The sequence below is a fragment of the Silanimonas sp. genome (assembly GCF_027531545.1).
In the GTDB taxonomy this organism is placed as follows: Bacteria; Pseudomonadota; Gammaproteobacteria; order Xanthomonadales; family Xanthomonadaceae; genus Silanimonas.
Window position 1 is genome coordinate 43,602 of the sequence record NZ_JAPZSC010000030.1, and the last position, 16,143, is coordinate 59,744.

Below are 16,143 nucleotides of genomic sequence, written 5' to 3' on the forward strand. Positions count from 1 at the left end.
CGCAAAGTGGGGAAGACGAACCGGCGCTCAGCGCGCCGGCTCGGTGACGATGATCGTGCCGGCCGGGCCGCCGCGCGCAATCACGCCGTTGCGGTACATGTGCTCGGCGAAGATCGGCGGCACTTGGAACGTGCCGGTGGCCGTCGCGCGGATGCGGTAACGGAACTCCTGCATCCCGTTCGACACGCTGCCGTAGAGCACGAGACGGTCCTCGCGGATCTCTTCGTGCACGGGGCGGAACGTCGATTCCGGCAGGGCCAGCACCGGCGCGGCGGGCTGGGCCGCGCCCTGCGCGCCGTCGCCCTCGATCATCTCGCCGCTTTCATCGTCGTAACCGTCGCCATCCGTATCGCGCTGTCGGGCCTCGGCGGGGTCGCTGCCGCCTTCGGCGGCCGTCGGCGGCGTCAGCACCGTCTCGAAGCCACCGGGCAGCAGATCGAGGATGGCGACGTTGTCCCAACCCGTGCCGCGGACGCGCAGCCGCACCGTAAGTTCCTTGCCCTGCGCCACCGTCGTGGTCGGCTTGCCGGCCTCGTCGAGGAAGTCGCGCTGCACTTCAAGGCCCTGGTCCTGCACGGCCGGCGGCGGCGCGCGATCGAAACCGGTTTCCGTGCGCGCCACCCACACCGTCTTGCCGGCCTCCGGCATCACCATCAAGCGCGTGGCATCGGCGCGGAACGGCCCGGCAAGCACGCCGTCCTTCGATTCGCCGAACGCCGCCTTGCCGCCGCGCCATTCCTGCTCGAAGCGCACCGGCGCCGCGGTCTCGCCACCCACGGCGTCGAGAGCCAACACGGCCAGCGCGCTATTAAGGCTGTTGAGGCCCTGCTCATTCACCGATGCCAGCAGGCGGGTCGTGGCTTCGGCATTCAGCAGGCGACGCTGGTCGGGGAAGTGCTTGCCCAGCAGGTACAGGCGCCAGGCCTGCGCGCCGAAGGGGTCGTAGTAGTCGCCGTAGCCCCAGCGCGAATACAGCGCCACGCGCTCCGCTTCGGTGAACTGCGACCACGGCTTCGCGACTTCGTTGGCGATCTCGCGGTGCCGACGCGCCAGCGGGGCGGCGGCGGCCGTCTGCTGCAGGCCGCCATAGCTCGCGGCCACCAGCAGACCGGCGAGATCCTCGCGCCAGGCCTTGGGCTGGTCGCGCTCCAGCTGCTCGACGAGCGCCGCCAGCGCGTTGCCGGCCGACTCGCCCTGGCGCACCTGCAGGTACACCGCCAGCGCCCGGGCACGAAGGCCGGCGAGGTCGTTGCGGCTCGCATCCGTCGCCGCCTGCGCCAGCCACTGGTTGGCGCGGTCGAGCAGGTCGCCGGGCACGCGTTCGCCGCGCTCTCGTGCTTCCACCAGCACCATCACGGCGTAGGCCGACACCAGCGGGTCGACGTCCGGCGTCGATGTCCAGGTGCCGAAGCCGCCATCGCCGTTCTGTCGCGCGCGCAGCGTGTTGAACAGGCCGCTCAGGTCGCCGTCGCCGCGCGTTCTTCCGAAGGCGGGGTGCGAGCGCAGCACGAGGCCGGGCAGCGCTTGGCTGGCGAGCTGTTCGGTGCAGCTGTAGCGGTAGTCGCCGAGCCACGCCTGCAGACCGGTCAAGGCGACCAGCGGCGAGCTCGACGCCGCAAGCCGGCGGGTCGAACGCTCGTCGAACATCGCGCGCAGGTCGGTGATCGCCATGTTGCGCGAGGCCTGCTGCACCGTCACGGTGGTGAGCGAGGGCTGCAGCGGCCGCACCGACACTTCGAGGCGGCGCTGCGCGGCGAATCGCCCGCTGCTCGCCCGCAGCGTGATCGGCACGGCACCGAGCGCCTGCGACGCCTTCAGCCGCACGTTCACGACGGTCTCGTCGCCCGGTTTCAGCGTGACCGGCGCCGGCGCGGCGCCGACCAGGGCGAGCGAGGGTGGCAGCGTGAGCTGCAGCGCCACGTTGGCGGGCTGCGTGGCGCCTTCGATGGTGTTGGCGATCCCAACGGGCACGACGAACTCGTCGCCCGGGGCCACGTGGGTCGGCAGCGTCGGCGTCAGCACGAAATCACCGCGGATCGTCGCCTTGCCTTCGCGGAAACCCACGCGCTCCGGCGTCACCGCGACGGCCACGAGGCGCAGCTCGCCGTTGAAGTGGTCCGGCGGCGTGAACTCGAAGCGCTTGGCGCCCTCGATGTCGACCACGCCCGACCACCACACCGCCGGCTTCTCGCCCTTGCGCTTGAACGGATTCAGATGGCGCGCACCGGCGCCCTCGCCGTCACCGCCGGGGGCCGCGCCATCGGCGAAGCGCGCGAACTCCGGCAGCAGCAGATCGAGTATCTGCGCGCTGTCCACCTGGTGCATGCGCTTGGCGAAGAAGGCATCGAGCGGATCGTCGACGCGGTAGCCCGCCACCTGGAGGATGCCCTCGTCGACGGCGAACACGGCCACGCGGGCCGGCCCACCGGCATCGACATCGATGGCCAGCGGCTGGCCGGGACGCGAACGCGCCGGCGCGCTCATCGTCAGCGGCAGCTGCCGCGGCGTGCGATCGATGGCGAAGGGCACCACGCCCCAGGACAGCGGGCTCAGGTGGATCTCCTCGCTCGCCGGATCACGCAGGAGGGTCACGGAGACGTAGGCGTTGCCCTCGAGGCCCTCCGGAACGCGGATGCGCTGCACGGTGCTGGTGGTGTCGGCCTTGAACCAGCGCTGCGCCACGACGGTGTCGCGCTCGATGGTGATCAGGCCGGCACCCGAGTACGGGCCGCGGATCGAGACCTCGATCTCCTCGCCCGCCGCGTAGCTCGGCTTCGACAGGCTCAGCTGCAGCTCGGCGTTGCGCTCCAGCGAGCGCGAAAGGTTGGCATCGCCCACGACGGTCCAAGCCTGCGAGTTCAGCACGCGGCCCTGCGCGTCCTGGATCTCGAGCACGAAATCGCCGGGCGTGGCGGTGTCGAGCGCCAGCGCCTGCGCCCCGGCCTTCGAGGCCAGCGCCGCGCGGGATTTCTCGTCGCGACGTTCGCGGGAGACGAAGCGGAACAGGCCGTCGTCGCCGCGCGTCAGCACCGAGACCATGCGCTTCTCGATGCGCACGGCCTGAAGGCCATCGACGGCCAGCGGCGCGCCATCCGGGCCGATCACCAGCACCTCGGCCGAGGCGCGCGAGCCGCGATTCACGTAGCCGAGCGAATCAGCCGCCTTGATGCCGACGAGGTAGGGCTGGTCGGAGACCAGCGCGCGCAGCGTCGAGGCCACGCCGCGGCCACTGCCGGGCTCGTAGGCACGCACGAGCAGGTCGAGGCGGTAACTGGCGCGCTCGTACTGCTCGAGGCCCAGCGCGATCTCGGCGCGGCCTTCCGCGTCCGTGCGCGCGTCTTCGAGGTCCTGCTGCACGCCCTCGCGCGCCTGCTGCGGATCACTGAAACGGAAACCGGGATGCTGGTCGAAGGCCGGCACGCTGGGCGTCAGCCGCAACTGGGCGGTGACACGACGGTCCTGCGCCGCCGTGCCGAACAGGTTCTCGACGTCGACCACCGCCTTCAATTCATCCGGTCGCACCCAGCCGCGCTGCGGCGGCGTCGATAGCGTCGTCTTGACGCGCAGCGTGTCGGGCTGGAACTCGCGCACCTGCACCGTGGTGCTGCCGACCAAGCGGCGGTCGTAGGCGTTGCGGCCCTTGAGGTAGAGCTGCGCCATCCACGTACCGGAGGGCGCGCTCTCGCCCGGCGTGAAGTCGAAACCTTCGAAGCCGGCGGCACCGAAGCGGATCGTCTCGCGGCGCGCGAGGTTGCCCGTGGGATCGAGGATGTCGAGCTCCAGCGGCGCACCCACGGGCGTCTTCGCCCAGTCCTGTGCGCGCAGGATCAGGCCGAGATGCACGGTCTCGCCGGGGCGGTACAGGCCGCGGTCGCTGAAGATCACCGCCTTCAGCGCGCCCGGATCGACGTGGTTGATCTCACCGCCGACGTCGAAGCGCGAGGTGTCGAGGCGTCGCGACCAGTCACCCAGCGGCAGGAAACTCATGTCCTCGCCGCGGGTGACCCGCAGCAGCACCGGTGTGCGCTCGCGCACGAAGGGCTCGAAGGTCGGCAGCGTGGCCACGCCCTCGCCGTCGGTGTTCGCCGCGACCACCACCTGGCCATTGCGGCCCACCACCGACACCAGCGCGCCGGCCACCGGCGTGCCGTCGGAGAGGCTCTGCACGAACACCTTGCGGCGGCCGTCCAGCTCGGTCTTGGCCAGCACGCCGAGGTCGGTCAGCACGACGAGTCGCGAGTCGGTCTGCTGGCCGGCGTTGCGGTCGAGGCGCTCGCGCGTGGTCAGCGCGGCCTCGTCGGCGTTCATCGAGCGCAGCGACAGCAGGAACACGCCGCATTCGTTGGCATTGAAGTAGGTGCCGAGATCGACGCCGCGATAGTTCGCCTTCGCCGGGTCGTCGGTCGGGATCGACAGCGTCTCCTCGAAGCGCTCGACCAGCATGTCCTCGTCGACGCGCCACAGCGAGGGGTTCTGCAGCTGCCCGTCGTTCGTCCCGACCAGCACCTGCAGCTGCTCGGGCAGCACGCGGCCGATCTCGAGGCGCACGTCCGGCGTGTTGCGCGCGACGAGGCTCACGCGGCGCTCGCCACGCAGCGAAAGCAACGCGCCTTCGCCTACGAAGCGCAGCAGCTTCGGGTATTCGGGCACGACGAGCAGGCGGCGCTGCGGCTGGCCGAGCAGGAAGCCGCCGAAGCTCTTCAGTCCCTTCGGCATTTCCAACCACAGCCGGCGGCCGGGCGGCGCCTCGAAACGCAGCGTGTGCGTTTCCACCCACTCGCGTTCGCCGGGCAGCAGCTCGAAACGCAGCGGCGTGGCGGCCTTGAGCGTGGCCGCGTCGACCTCGCCCTCCGACCACGGATACGGCACGGTCTTCTGGTAATCGCTGTCCGGATCGGCCCGGCGCTGCGGGCTCGGCACGAACGCTTCCGGCAGCAGCCAGAGCTTCACCTGCGAGGCGATGTCGCGGTCGTTCAGCGTGTCGTTGAACGACAGCACGACGAGCTGCTTCGGCTCACCGTTTTCGTCGTCGACGACGGTGGCTTCGACATTGTCGAGGGCCACCGAATAAAGCGACGGCATCGCCACGTTGGAAACGCTCTCACCAGCGCGGCCCGGCCCTTCGAGGCGGCTCTTCGCGCCCTCGGCAAGGGTGAGGGTCACGCGACCGCCGTTTTCCGGCACCGTGAGCGGCGCGGTCTGCACCCAGGCCTTGAGGCCGGGCTCGTCGAAGCGCAACTCAATGGGCGGCGCGGCGAGCGCCCGGTCCGCGCCGTCGAATGCCGTTGTCGAGAGTCGCGAGCGCAGCGCGTCGGCGTCCACCGGGTGCGAGAACGTGAGCGCCCACACGGCGCGCTTCAGGCCGGCGCTTTCCGGGTCCTGGTAGAACTCGGCGCTGTCGACGCCAGCCACGAACGGCGCGCTGTCGAACGCGAAGCGCGATTCGGCGAGGACGCGACCGGGCGCGAGGGCCTTCGGCGCATCCACGGTGACCTCGTAGCCCTGGCCCACGGGCCAATCCTCGGCGGGCGTGAACACGAGGGTCGATTCATCCTCGAAGGCCCAGCGGTTGGCCAGTGCAGGTTTCAGCGTGAGGCCTTCGACGGCCGGCGCGGTGCCTTCCTCCGCCCCCACCGCGTCGAGCGTCGCCACCGGGGCGCTGAAGCGCAGCCGCAGCGGCATCACCGTGATCGGCGTTGCCGAGTAGTCGCTGACGCCCGGCGCCTCGACGGCCACGGTGATCGCGTCCGGCGGCGGCGGCACCTCGCGGGTGAACCACCACGTCGCCAGCGCGACCAGGGCCAGCGCGGCGAGCGGCCCGCCCATGCGCGGGCCCGGCTTCGCCCGCAGCCATGCGGCGGATCGCCCGGTCCAGGCCGGCGGCTGCCACGCGCCGAACACGCGGTTGGACCACGAAGAAGGGGTGGATTCGTCCGTGACGCTCATGGGGGGCTCGCGCGGCGGGCGCGGCGGGGTGCCGCGCGTTCACCGCATCATAACGAGCCGCCGAACGCGGCCGAGGCCGAATCGTGGCGGCCGCGGGCCACCGATGGCGAAACGCGGGCAGGCGGGCCGCGATCAGCCGGGAATCACCACGCCGGCCAGTTGGCCGAGCACCGCCTCCAGCGGCTCGGGGCGGTGCAGCAGGTAGCCCTGCGCATGGTCGACGCCCATCTGGCGCACCCGGGCCAGCACCTCAGGGCGATCCACGAACTCGGCGACGGTGCGCGCGCCGAGCACGCGGGCGACCTCGACGAAGCTGCGCACCGCGGCTTCGTCGAGCGCATCGTCGACGACATCCCGGACGAACTGGCCGTCGATCTTCAGGTAGTCGACGCGCAGGGCCTTCAGGTAGCCCCAGGACGAGGCGCCGGCACCGAAGTCGTCCAACGCGACGCGCACGCCAAGACTGCGCACGCGCTCGATGAAGACGATGGCGTCGGCCATGTTGGTGACCGCGGCGGTTTCGGTGATCTCAACGCACAGGCGTGCACAGATCGCCGGACCGGCCGCTTCCAAGCGCTCGACGGCATGCCGGTGGAACGCACGGTCGCCGACGGACTGGCCGGAGAGATTGACGCAGAGCATCGCCGGCGCGGGCCCGTCGCCGAGGGCGGCCATGCGGTCCAACACGGCGCCGAGCACCCAGCGGTCGATGCGCGACGCGAGGTGGAAGCGCTCCGCGGCCGGCAGGAAGCCGGCCGGCGACACCAGCGCGCCATCGACATCGACGAGGCGCAGCAGCACTTCGGCATGCAGGCCGCCGGCATCGCCCTGCAGCGCGTCGATGCGCTGGGCGAAAAGCGCGAAGCGGCCTTCGTCCAACGCCCGCTCCAGCCGCGTGGCCCATTGCGCCTCGCCCTGCCTCGCCTGGATCGCCGCATCACTGTCGAACCAAAGGTGGACGCGGTTGCGGCCCTCCTCCTTCGCGGCGAAGCAGGCCGAGTCGGCCGCCTGCAGCACCGACTCCGCCGTCGGGAATCGGGCATCGACCGGGGCGAGGCCGATGCTGGCGCCGATGCGGAAGCGGTGGCCGTCGTGGTCGAAGCGGTAGACCTCGAGGCGGTCGCAGATCTGCTGGGCGACCCGCTGGCCCTGCTCGGGCGTGCAGCCCTCCAGCAGCACGGCGAACTCATCGCCCCCCAGGCGCGCCAGCAGGTCGCGGGACCGCACCGTGTCACCGAGCAGGCGCGCGACCTGCTGCAGCAACTGGTCGCCGGCGGCATGGCCGCAGGTGTCGTTGACGACCTTGAACTGGTCGAGGTCGATGTACATGAGCGCGTGCCCCGTATCGCCGTCCGCGGCGTCCGCCAAGGCTTCGCGAAGCCGCGCTTCGATCTCTTCGCGGTTGTGGAGCCCGGTCAGCGCATCGTGCGTCGCGCGGAAGCGCATCTCGACGCCGAGCCGGCGCTGTTCGGTGACGTCGTGGAACACCAGCACGGCACCCAGCAGCGTGCCGTCGGCATCACGGATCGGCGCGGCGGAATCCTCGACGCCGTATTCCCGGCCATCCCGCGACAGCAGCAGGGTCTGTGGCGCGAGCCCGACGACGCGGCCCTCCAGCAGGCAGGCGGCGACCGGATCCCGCGCCGGCTGGCGGGTCTCCTCATCGACGATCCTGAAGATCTGCGCCGCGGGCAAACCCTGCGCCTCGTCGCTCGACCAGCCGGTCAAGCGCTCCGCCACGGGATTCAGCCAGGTCACGTGGCCGCGGACGTCGGTGGTGACCACCGCGTCACCGATCGACTGCAGGGTGACCTGCAGCAGTTCGCGCTCGCGCCGGAGGTCGGCCTCGGCGAGGCGCTGCGCCGTCACGTCCCAATTGATGCCGACGAGGCGCGCGGTCCGACCATCGCCCGCCGGTACCGCACGGATGGCAGCGCGCAGATGGCGAACGCTGCCATCCGGCCACACCACGCGGAACTCGATGCCGGTCGTCGATTCACCGGCGATCACGCGGCGCAGCGCCGCCAGCAGCGGCGCGCGGTCCTCGGGGTGGAGCCACTCGACCCAGTCGGCATAAGTCACGGGTTGGCCGGTGGCCGGGCGACCGTACTGGCGGAACACCCAGTCGTCCCAGTGCGCCTGGTTGGTGCCGACATCGACGTGCCAGACGCCGAGATGGCCGGAGTCGACGGCGAGCGCCATGCGTTCGCGGGCGTCCTCGATGGCGAGACGCTGGGCGCGCTGGGCGGTGATGTCCTGGAACGCCCCGATGAGCCGGACCACTCGATCCCCCTCGAACACAGGGCTGCCGACCGCGCGCGCCCAGAAGGCGGTGCCGTCCCGGCGGAGCAGGGGCAGTTCGAGATCCCATGGCCGCCCGTCGCGGAAGCCGGCCTCGACGGCGGCGCGCATGGTGTCGCGGGCCTCGGGCGCATAGAACCCGATCGCCTGCTCGACGTCCGGCAGGAAATCCTCCGGTACGCCGTGCAGCCGTCGCGTCTCCTGCGTCCACTCCAATCGGCCGCTCTCCAGATCCAGCGCCCAGCCGCCCACCCCGGCGACGGTGCCGATGCTGTTCAGCAGGGCCTCGCTGCGACGCAGGGATTCCTCGTCGAGCTTGCGCGCCGTGATGTCGCTTTCGATGGCCATGAAGCCCTCGACGCGGCCGTCCGCGCCGAACAGCGGCTGGATCTCGAGATCGAGCCAATAGCGATGGCCATCCTTGTGGCCGTTGAGGATCTCGACCCGACACCCCTCGCCGCGTCGCAGCGCGTCCCGGATCGTCGCAACGGTCGCCGGATCGGACTCGGGCACCTGCAGCAGCTCGCCCGGCTTCCGCCCCATCACGTCGTCGGGAGAGAACCCGGTGATGCGCTCGAAGCCCTCGTTGACCCACGTCGTCCGCCCCTCGGCGTCGGCCATGATCAACGCGTGCGACGTGAAGCGCGCCACCTGCGACAGCCGCGCCAACTCGGCGGTGGCTCGCGCCACGTTTCGGCGATCACGCTGGCGTCCCTCCATGATGCGGACGGCGGCCTCGGCCAACGCCGAGAACGCCGCGCGCTGCGTGTCGTCGAGCCGGCGCGGCACGCGGTCGATCACACACAAGGTGCCGATGCGCGCGCCATCGGCGAAGGCCAGCGGCATCCCGGCATAGAAGCGGATGTCCGGCGCGCCGGTCACCAGCGCGTTGTCAGCGAAACGGGCGTCGCGCGTCGCGTCCTCGACCTCGAGCAGGTTTCCGTCCAGCAAGGCATGGGCACAGAAGGCGAGCTCGCGGGGGGTTTCCTCCACGCCCTCCAGACCGAGGTTGGCCTTGAACCACTGCCGATCCGCATCGACCAGGCTCACGAGGGAGATCGGCGTGCCGCAAATGGCCGCCGCGGCGCGGACCAGGGCATCGAGCTCCGGCTCCGGCGGCGTATCGAGCAAGCCAAGCTTTCGCAGCGCAGCGAGGCGCGCCGACTCGTCATCAGGGAAGCGGGCGGCTGGCATGGCGTTCCCGGGATGAAGACGCCCGCAGTGTGCCACCCTGACTGCGCGCTGGGGTACCGCCCTAGAAGCGCCCGGCCTGGAAGTCGGCGATCGCCTCGCGGATCTCGTCGGCGGTGTTCATCACGAAGGGCCCGTGCCAGGCCACCGGCTCGCGCAGCGGCCGGCCCGCGACGACGATCAAGCGCGCGCCCTCGCTGCCGGCGCGCAAGGCGAGGTGGTCGCCGTCCGACAGCACGGCGAGCTGGCCCATGCGCACCTCGGCCTCACCGCCGCTGGCAGCCAAGCGCAAGGCGCCGCCGAACACATGCACGAAGCCCTGGTGGCCGATCGCGATCGGCAGCGCGAGGGTCGCGTTGGGCGCCAACACCACATCGACGAAGAGCGGCTGCGTGGCTTCGGCCTGCACGGGGCCTTCCACCCCGGCCACCGCACCGGCGATCACCTTCAGCGCCGCGATCGCGCCGGGCGCGTCGATGACCGGCGCCTCGAGTCCCGCGCCCCGTGCGAGCACTTCGCCATTCGCGTCGAACTGCAGCACCGGCAGGTGCTCCGGCCCGATGTCCTGGTAGCGCGGCGCGCGCATCTTGTCCTTGGCCGGCAGGTTCACCCACAGCTGGAAGCCGCGCATCTCGCCTTCCACCTGTTCAGGCATCTCGGAATGCACGATGCCGCGGCCCGCGGTCATCCACTGCACGCTACCGGGCACCAGGAGGCCTTCGCCGCCCTTGTTGTCGCGATGGCGCATGCGCCCCTTGAGCATGTAGGTGACAGTCTCGAAGCCGCGGTGCGGATGCGGCGGGAAGCCGGCGATGTAGTCCTGCGGCCGCTCGGTGCCGAAGGCATCGAGCATCAGGAAGGGATCGACCGGCGGCTGCTGCGGCGTGCCGATCAGGCGCGTGAGCTTCACACCGGCACCGTCCGAGGTCGGCTGGCCGGCGGTGAGGCGAAGGACGTGGCGCGGGGCGTGCCGCAGCGGCGTGGTGGAGGCGGGGATCGCGTTCATGCCGACGATGCTCCGCGCCCTGCCCCAGCCGCTCAAGGCGCGGGCCGGAACGCCGCATTGCGCGGCCGCAACGGCCGCCGATGCCACACGGGCGCGCCCGCACGGCCCAAGCCTCGCGCGCTAGACCGTACCCCGGTTCTTGCCCATGAACGGCCGGTACCACGCGCGGATGCCGACCATGTCGACGTCGAAATCCTCGCTGCAGCGCATCAGCGGACCGATGCGGACGCAGCGGTTGGGGTAGTCGAAGGCCACGCAGAGCACCGGCACGTCGGCGGCGCGCGCGATCTTCCAGAAGCCGGTCTTCCACTTGTCGACGCGGCGGCGCGTGCCCTCCGGCGCCAGCACGAACCACATGCGGTCCGCCTCACGGAGGCGCGTGGCCACCTGGTCGGCCACACCACCCGGTGCGGCGCGGTCGACCGGAAGACCACCCATGCGTCGCATGTACCAAGCGAGGGGGCCGACGAAGATCTCCTTCTTCGCCATGAAAACCACGCCGAGATCCATGGCCAGCAGCATCGCGAAGCCCCACACCGCATCCCAAGCCGAGGAATGCGGGGCGGCGATCACCACCAGTCGTGGTTCGTCGGGCCACTCGCCCTCCATGCGCCAGCGCCCGAGGCGAAGGATCGCCGTCGCGACGCGTCGCCACAGCGGTGCGGTGCCGCCACGCGGCGCGTTCGGCGGCAGGACCGGGACCGGGGCGTCAGCCGCGCGGGCCTTGGCCGTGGTCGCGTTCATGGTTCGCGCTCCCAGCGCCGCGAGGCGCGCTCCCGCTTCACCTGCGCGCGCTCACGCTTGCTGCCGAGCCGACGCTCCTGCGAACCCTTCGTCGGCTTGGTGGCGATGCGCTTTTTCGGCGCCACGCGACAGGCTTCGATCAAGGCCTGCAGGCGCTCCCGCGCATCCTCGCGGTTGCGATCCTGCGTGCGGAACCGCTGCGCCTGGATCACCAGCACGCCGTCCTCGGTCATGCGCCGGTCGCGGCGCGCGAGCAGGCGGTCGCGCACGGCCTCGGGCAAGGTGGCCGAGGCGCGCACGTCGAAGCGGAGCTCCACCGCGCTGGCGACCTTGTTGACGTTCTGCCCGCCCGGCCCCGAGCTGCGCACGAAGCGCTCCTCGAGCTCGCTGTCGGGGATGGTGAGGGGCGGAAGCGCGGTCATTGCCGCGCAGTGTAAGCGCGGCACCGCAGGGCAGTCGTCGCCTCAGGCCGCCGGCAGTCGCGGATGGCCGAATTCGTCACGTTCCTCGCCAGCGGCGGCGTCGCCGATCCGCTCGCGCAGGCCGCGGCCCGGGAAGGCCAGCGGCGGCTCGGCGCGGGCCACCTTCAACGCATTGCCGAACGCGATCGCGGCGCGCGGATCGTTCCCCGCGGCCATCAGGTCGCCCAGCGCTTCCCAGGCCTCGGCGCCGGCACCCTGCGCGATGGCGCGGTGGAAGTAGGTTTCGGCCTTGCCCGGCAGCGCCTTGGCGCGGCACAAGCGGCCCAAGGCCAGCAGCAGGGCCGGCGAGGTGGAATGCGCGGCCAGCCAGGCTTCGGCCCGGGCAAGACGCTCGTCGCCGGCGAAGGCCGGCAGGGCACCGAAAGCCGCCACCGCCTCCTCGTCCCAGCGGGCGTCGATGGCTTCGGCGAGCGCCTGGGCCGCCTGTGCCTCGACGTGCAGGGCGGCGGCGCGGCGTGCAAAGGCCACCAGCACCGACGACTGGGCGCGCAACGCGGGCGGCAGGCCCTTCCAGCGGATCAGCAGGGTGCCGGCTTCCTGGGCGTCGATCAGGGCGGACTCCGCGAGGCGGGTCTCGAGGGTCGCGAGGGCCGCCGCATCGGTGCCGCGCTCGCTGCGCAGGCGCGCCACCATCGGCAGCGCCTCGTCCGCGCGCCCGAGCCGCGCCAGCGCCTCGGCCCGGAGCAGGACGCCGGCCGGCGGCAGGGTGGTGCCGGCCGCGGCGGTGTCGAGGCTGGCCAGCGCTTCCAGCGCGCGGTCCTCCGCCAGCCATGCCGCACTTTGTTCGAGCGAAGCAGCCAACGGGTCGGCCTTGGACAAGGCCACGCGATGCGCCCGAACGCGCTCGGCCAAACCCGCCGCACGGGCCGCGCTAATGGCATGCAGCAGGGCGGGCACGCGATCGATGCTGCTGCGCTTGGCCGCCAACGCGAGCAAGTGCTCGGCGCGCTCCGGACGACCCTGCTGCAGCGCGAGCAGGCCGTTGCTCAGGCGCTCGCGCGCGAGGCGCTGGGAATACTTCCGCACCGCGCGGAAGGGCAGGCGCAGCAGGGCGATCAGCCCGAGCAGCACGACGGTGGCGAGGCCCCAGGCCAGTGCTGCGACCTCGGCACGCAGGCTCACCAGGGTGTCGCCCCATTGCAGCACCAGCAAGCCGTCCTGTTCGCGCAGCAACTGCCAACCGAAGCCCGCCAACAAGGCGATCAGCAGTCCCAGCAGCAGCGCGGGAAACAGCTTCATCGCGCCCCCTCGCTCCGCCGCTGCGCGCGAAGCTGGACCAGGGTGCTGCCGAGCACCGGCACGTCGAGGGCGAGGCTCGTCTTGGCGAGCGCATCAAGCCGGGCGGCTTCGGCCTCCAGCGAGGCACTCGTGGCATACAGGCGGCGCATCCAGTCCTGCGCACGGATGGCCGCGGCCTGCAGCCCTTCGCTGTCGCGACGCTCGATGGCAAGGCGCGCGAGGCCGAGTTCGAGGCGCAGGGCCGCGAGGCCGCGCTGGCGGTCGGCCGGGGCCAACAGGTCCTGCGCGCCGCGCGGACGCACGTCGACCAGCGCATCCAGCACCTTGTCGAGCGCCGATGCCGGGGCCGCTGCAGCCGTCTCGGCCGGCGCGGTCTCGAGCGCCGGCAGGGCGGCTTCGATGGCATCGATGGCCCCACGCGCCGCCAGCCGCGGATCGGGCGGCAGCGCGGCAAGCGCCGCCTGCTCCTGCGCCAGCGACTGGCGGAGGTTCACGTACTGCGGTGCCGTGAGCGCGGACAGCAGACCGTCGGCGAAACCGTAGGCGCGGCGCGCGCCATCGATGTCGCCAGACAGCGCCAGCCGCGTTTCCGCGAAACTCAACAGCAAGTCGACCTCGTCGAGACGGAGCGCGATACCGCTCTCGCCCTGCGGACCCGCCGCGACCTGCTGCACGCTTTCCTCGAGCAGGGCCGTGCGCTGGCCCCAGCCAAGCAGTTCTTCGCGCTGCACTGTGCTCCGCGCCTCGAGATCGGCGAGCCGCTGCGACGTGCGCGACTGCCCCCGTTCGATCGAGGCGATCGCCTGCTCCACCGCCAGCAGGCGCTGGTCGAGCACCGCGTTGGAGAGCGGATCCGGCGTGGCCTCGGGCGCGGGCCGCGTGGACCACCACCACACACCGGCACCGCCGGCGGCCAGCAGGGGAAGGGCGATCAGCAGCGGGCGGAGGAACGGGCGATCCATCGAGGGCGTCATCAGGGGGGTGCGCGGCGCAGTGCCGCGAACGTCATTGTACGTTCGGTGCGCGCGACGCCGCCGCGACGAGCGCCGCCGGCGTGGGGCCTTCCGCGACGACCACCCGAACGAACCCGGCGTGGGCGGCCAGCGCCGCGAGCCGCGGGCTGCTCACCACCACCGGTCGCACCCGCAGGGCGCGGCCCCGGACCGATGACGCGTCCGGAAGGAGCGCTTCGAGCCGACCGAAGGCTTCCGCGCTGCTGGCCACCAGCACGGCGCCGGGATCGTCCGCAAAGGCCGCGAGGCGGCGCGCCCCGCCCCGCAGATCGGTGCGTTGGTAGACCTCGGCCGCCCGTACCTCGGCGCCGCGCTCGCGAAGCGCGGGCACCAGCAGGCCGCGGCCACCCGGCGCCGTGACCACACCCAGCGCAAGCCCGCCGACCGACTGCAGCTCCGTCATCGCCAGCACGCCCTCGCTGTCCATGCGCGCTGGCGACCGCGTGTCGGCCACGCCAGCACGGCGCAGCGCGGCGGCCGTGCCGCTGCCGACGGCGAGATCAAGGCCCTCGCGACACAGTCCGCCCGCCGCTTGGAAGGCCGCGAAGCGCACCGCCGCCGGACTGGTGTAAAGCCGGATCGGCGCGGCCAATGCAGCGGCGAGTCGCGCGGCGTCGGGGCGTGCGACCAGGCGCTGCAACGGCAGCACGCGCAGGCGGAATCCCGCGCCTTGCGCCACCCGGCGCAGCGCCGCATGCTCGCCCGCCGGCCGCAGCGACCAGAGCGTCGATATCGTTGCCGTGTCCATTCCCGAACTCTCGCACAGCGCCATGCCTGACGACGCCGCATCCCGCCTCCGGTCCCTGCTCGACGCGATGCCGCCCGTCGCCGCCCTCGGCGTGCGCGTGACCCGCTGCGACGCCGAGCGCGTGGTGCTGGAAGCCCCGCTGGCGCTCAACGTCAACGACAAGGCCTGCGCTTTCGGCGGCAGTTTGGCCAGCCTGCTGACCCTGGCCGGCTGGGGCGCACTGGAGTCGGCGCTCCACGCCCGCGGCGTCAAGGCCGAGGTCTACGTGGCGGACAGCACGCTCAAGTTCCACGCGCCGCTCTATGCCGACCTCATTGCGGTGGCCGAGGTGCCGGGGGCCGAAGCGCTCGACGCCCTGCTGAGCAAGCTCGCCCAGCGCGGTCGCGGCGGCATCGTGCTGGAAGCGTCGGTACGTGATGCCACAGGCCAGCCCATCACCACGCTCAGCGCCCGTTATGCCGCCGTCGCCTCCCGCTGACATACTCGCCGCATGAGCCGACTCCCCCGCATCGCCCTCGCCCTCCTCGTCGCGCTGCTGGCCGCCTGCAGCAGCGGCGCGGGCAGCAAGCCCGACGCCCTCGACCGCACGCTCTACGACTATTCCGGCGCCATCCGCTGGAACAACTTCGAGGTCGCCTGGGACATGGTCGACCCGAAGGTGCGCGAGGCCAAGCCGCTCAGCGATTTCGAGCTCGAGCGCCTCAAGCAGGTGCAGATCACGAACTACAACCTCGTCGCCAGCGTCACGCTGCCGGACGGCCGCATCGCCCGCGAAGTCGAGCTCGGGGTGGTCAACCGCCACACCCAGGCCGAGCGCGTGGTGCGCGTCCGCGAGATCTGGCGCTACGACGAGGAGGCGCAGCGCTGGTGGCAGACCGAGGGCCTGCCGGTCCTCGCCCAGGACCGCTGATTCCCCGCCCGGGCGGCCGCCGCGCTGGTGGCCGGCCCCGGGCCGACGGATAATGCCGGCCCTTCCGTTCCCCTGAGGCCCCGATGTCCTGGGACCAGCTCACCGCCTTCGCCCAATCCTCTCCGCTGCTCAGCATCGCGTTCGCCGGCCTGACGTTGGCCGTGATCTTCACCGAGGTGAAGCATCGCCTGTCCGGCATCGCCGGGCTGTCGCCGGCGCAGGCCACCCTGCTGATGAACCGCGAGGACGCCCTCGTCGTCGACGTCTCGCCGGCCGCCGATTTCGCCAAGGCCCACATCCCCGGCTCGGTCTCCGCGCCGCTGGCGGACCTCGACCCGGAGAAGCACAAGCAGCTGTCGAAGGCCAAGGAGCGCCCGGTCATCGTCACCTGCCGCACCGGCATGAGCGCCCACGGGGCCGCAGCGAAGCTCAAGAAGGCCGGCTTCACCAAGGTCAGCGTGCTGGACGGCGGGCTCGCCGGCTGGCGCCAGGCCGAGATGCCGGTCGGCAAGGGCCGCTGAAGCCACCGGGGCTTCCGCCCCCTTGCCCTCCCCGTCCGGCGC

The 16,143-nt window shown here is 72.0% G+C and carries 11 protein-coding genes; 3 read left to right on the plus strand and 8 right to left on the minus strand.

Features of this window, described 5'->3' with window-relative positions:
• Positions 1–27: 27 nt before the first annotated feature.
• The 8 genes from O9280_RS14220 to O9280_RS14255 all read right to left on the minus strand — a co-directional run bounded on the left by O9280_RS14220 (position 28) and on the right by O9280_RS14255 (position 14,670).
• Positions 28–5,946, minus strand: a complete 5,919-nt coding sequence (locus O9280_RS14220) for an alpha-2-macroglobulin (protein ID WP_298344148.1) — start codon at positions 5,944–5,946, stop codon at positions 28–30.
• A gap of 132 nt (positions 5,947–6,078) precedes the next feature.
• A complete protein-coding gene (locus tag O9280_RS14225) occupies positions 6,079–9,441 on the minus strand; it encodes an EAL domain-containing protein (protein ID WP_298344150.1) in 3,363 nt (1,120 codons plus the stop codon).
• A gap of 61 nt (positions 9,442–9,502) precedes the next feature.
• Positions 9,503–10,444: a pirin family protein gene (locus tag O9280_RS14230; protein WP_298344152.1), complete on the minus strand. Its 942-nt coding sequence runs from the start codon at positions 10,442–10,444 to the stop codon at positions 9,503–9,505.
• A 120-nt stretch (positions 10,445–10,564) separates the two neighbouring features.
• A complete protein-coding gene (locus tag O9280_RS14235) occupies positions 10,565–11,188 on the minus strand; it encodes a 1-acyl-sn-glycerol-3-phosphate acyltransferase (RefSeq protein ID WP_298344156.1) in 624 nt (207 codons plus the stop codon).
• The gene (arfB, locus tag O9280_RS14240) at positions 11,185–11,610 is read right to left on the minus strand and encodes an alternative ribosome rescue aminoacyl-tRNA hydrolase ArfB (RefSeq protein WP_297866530.1); all 426 of its coding nucleotides are present in this window, start codon (positions 11,608–11,610) and stop codon (positions 11,185–11,187) included. Before arfB ends, O9280_RS14235 begins: the two co-directional genes overlap by 4 nt.
• Before the next feature lie 42 nt (positions 11,611–11,652).
• The gene (locus O9280_RS14245; RefSeq protein WP_298344159.1) at positions 11,653–12,909 is read right to left on the minus strand and encodes a heme biosynthesis HemY N-terminal domain-containing protein; all 1,257 of its coding nucleotides are present in this window, start codon (positions 12,907–12,909) and stop codon (positions 11,653–11,655) included.
• Positions 12,906–13,871, minus strand: coding sequence for a uroporphyrinogen-III C-methyltransferase (locus tag O9280_RS14250; RefSeq protein ID WP_298344161.1), 966 nt, complete (start codon positions 13,869–13,871; stop codon positions 12,906–12,908). Before O9280_RS14250 ends, O9280_RS14245 begins: the two co-directional genes overlap by 4 nt.
• A gap of 43 nt (positions 13,872–13,914) precedes the next feature.
• The gene (locus O9280_RS14255) at positions 13,915–14,670 is read right to left on the minus strand and encodes a uroporphyrinogen-III synthase (protein ID WP_298344163.1); all 756 of its coding nucleotides are present in this window, start codon (positions 14,668–14,670) and stop codon (positions 13,915–13,917) included.
• A gap of 22 nt (positions 14,671–14,692) precedes the next feature.
• Here O9280_RS14255 and O9280_RS14260 point away from each other — a divergent pair, with 22 nt between their 5' ends.
• From O9280_RS14260 to O9280_RS14270, 3 genes are all read left to right on the plus strand, one after another.
• Positions 14,693–15,148 (plus strand): YiiD C-terminal domain-containing protein, encoded by a 456-nt coding sequence (locus tag O9280_RS14260; RefSeq protein WP_298344165.1) that lies wholly within the window; start codon positions 14,693–14,695, stop codon positions 15,146–15,148.
• A 12-nt stretch (positions 15,149–15,160) separates the two neighbouring features.
• Positions 15,161–15,580, plus strand: coding sequence for a hypothetical protein (locus tag O9280_RS14265; RefSeq protein WP_298344168.1), 420 nt, complete (start codon positions 15,161–15,163; stop codon positions 15,578–15,580).
• 83 nt (positions 15,581–15,663) lie between these two features.
• Positions 15,664–16,101 (plus strand): rhodanese-like domain-containing protein, encoded by a 438-nt coding sequence (locus O9280_RS14270; RefSeq protein WP_298344171.1) that lies wholly within the window; start codon positions 15,664–15,666, stop codon positions 16,099–16,101.
• Positions 16,102–16,143: the final 42 nt, after the last annotated feature.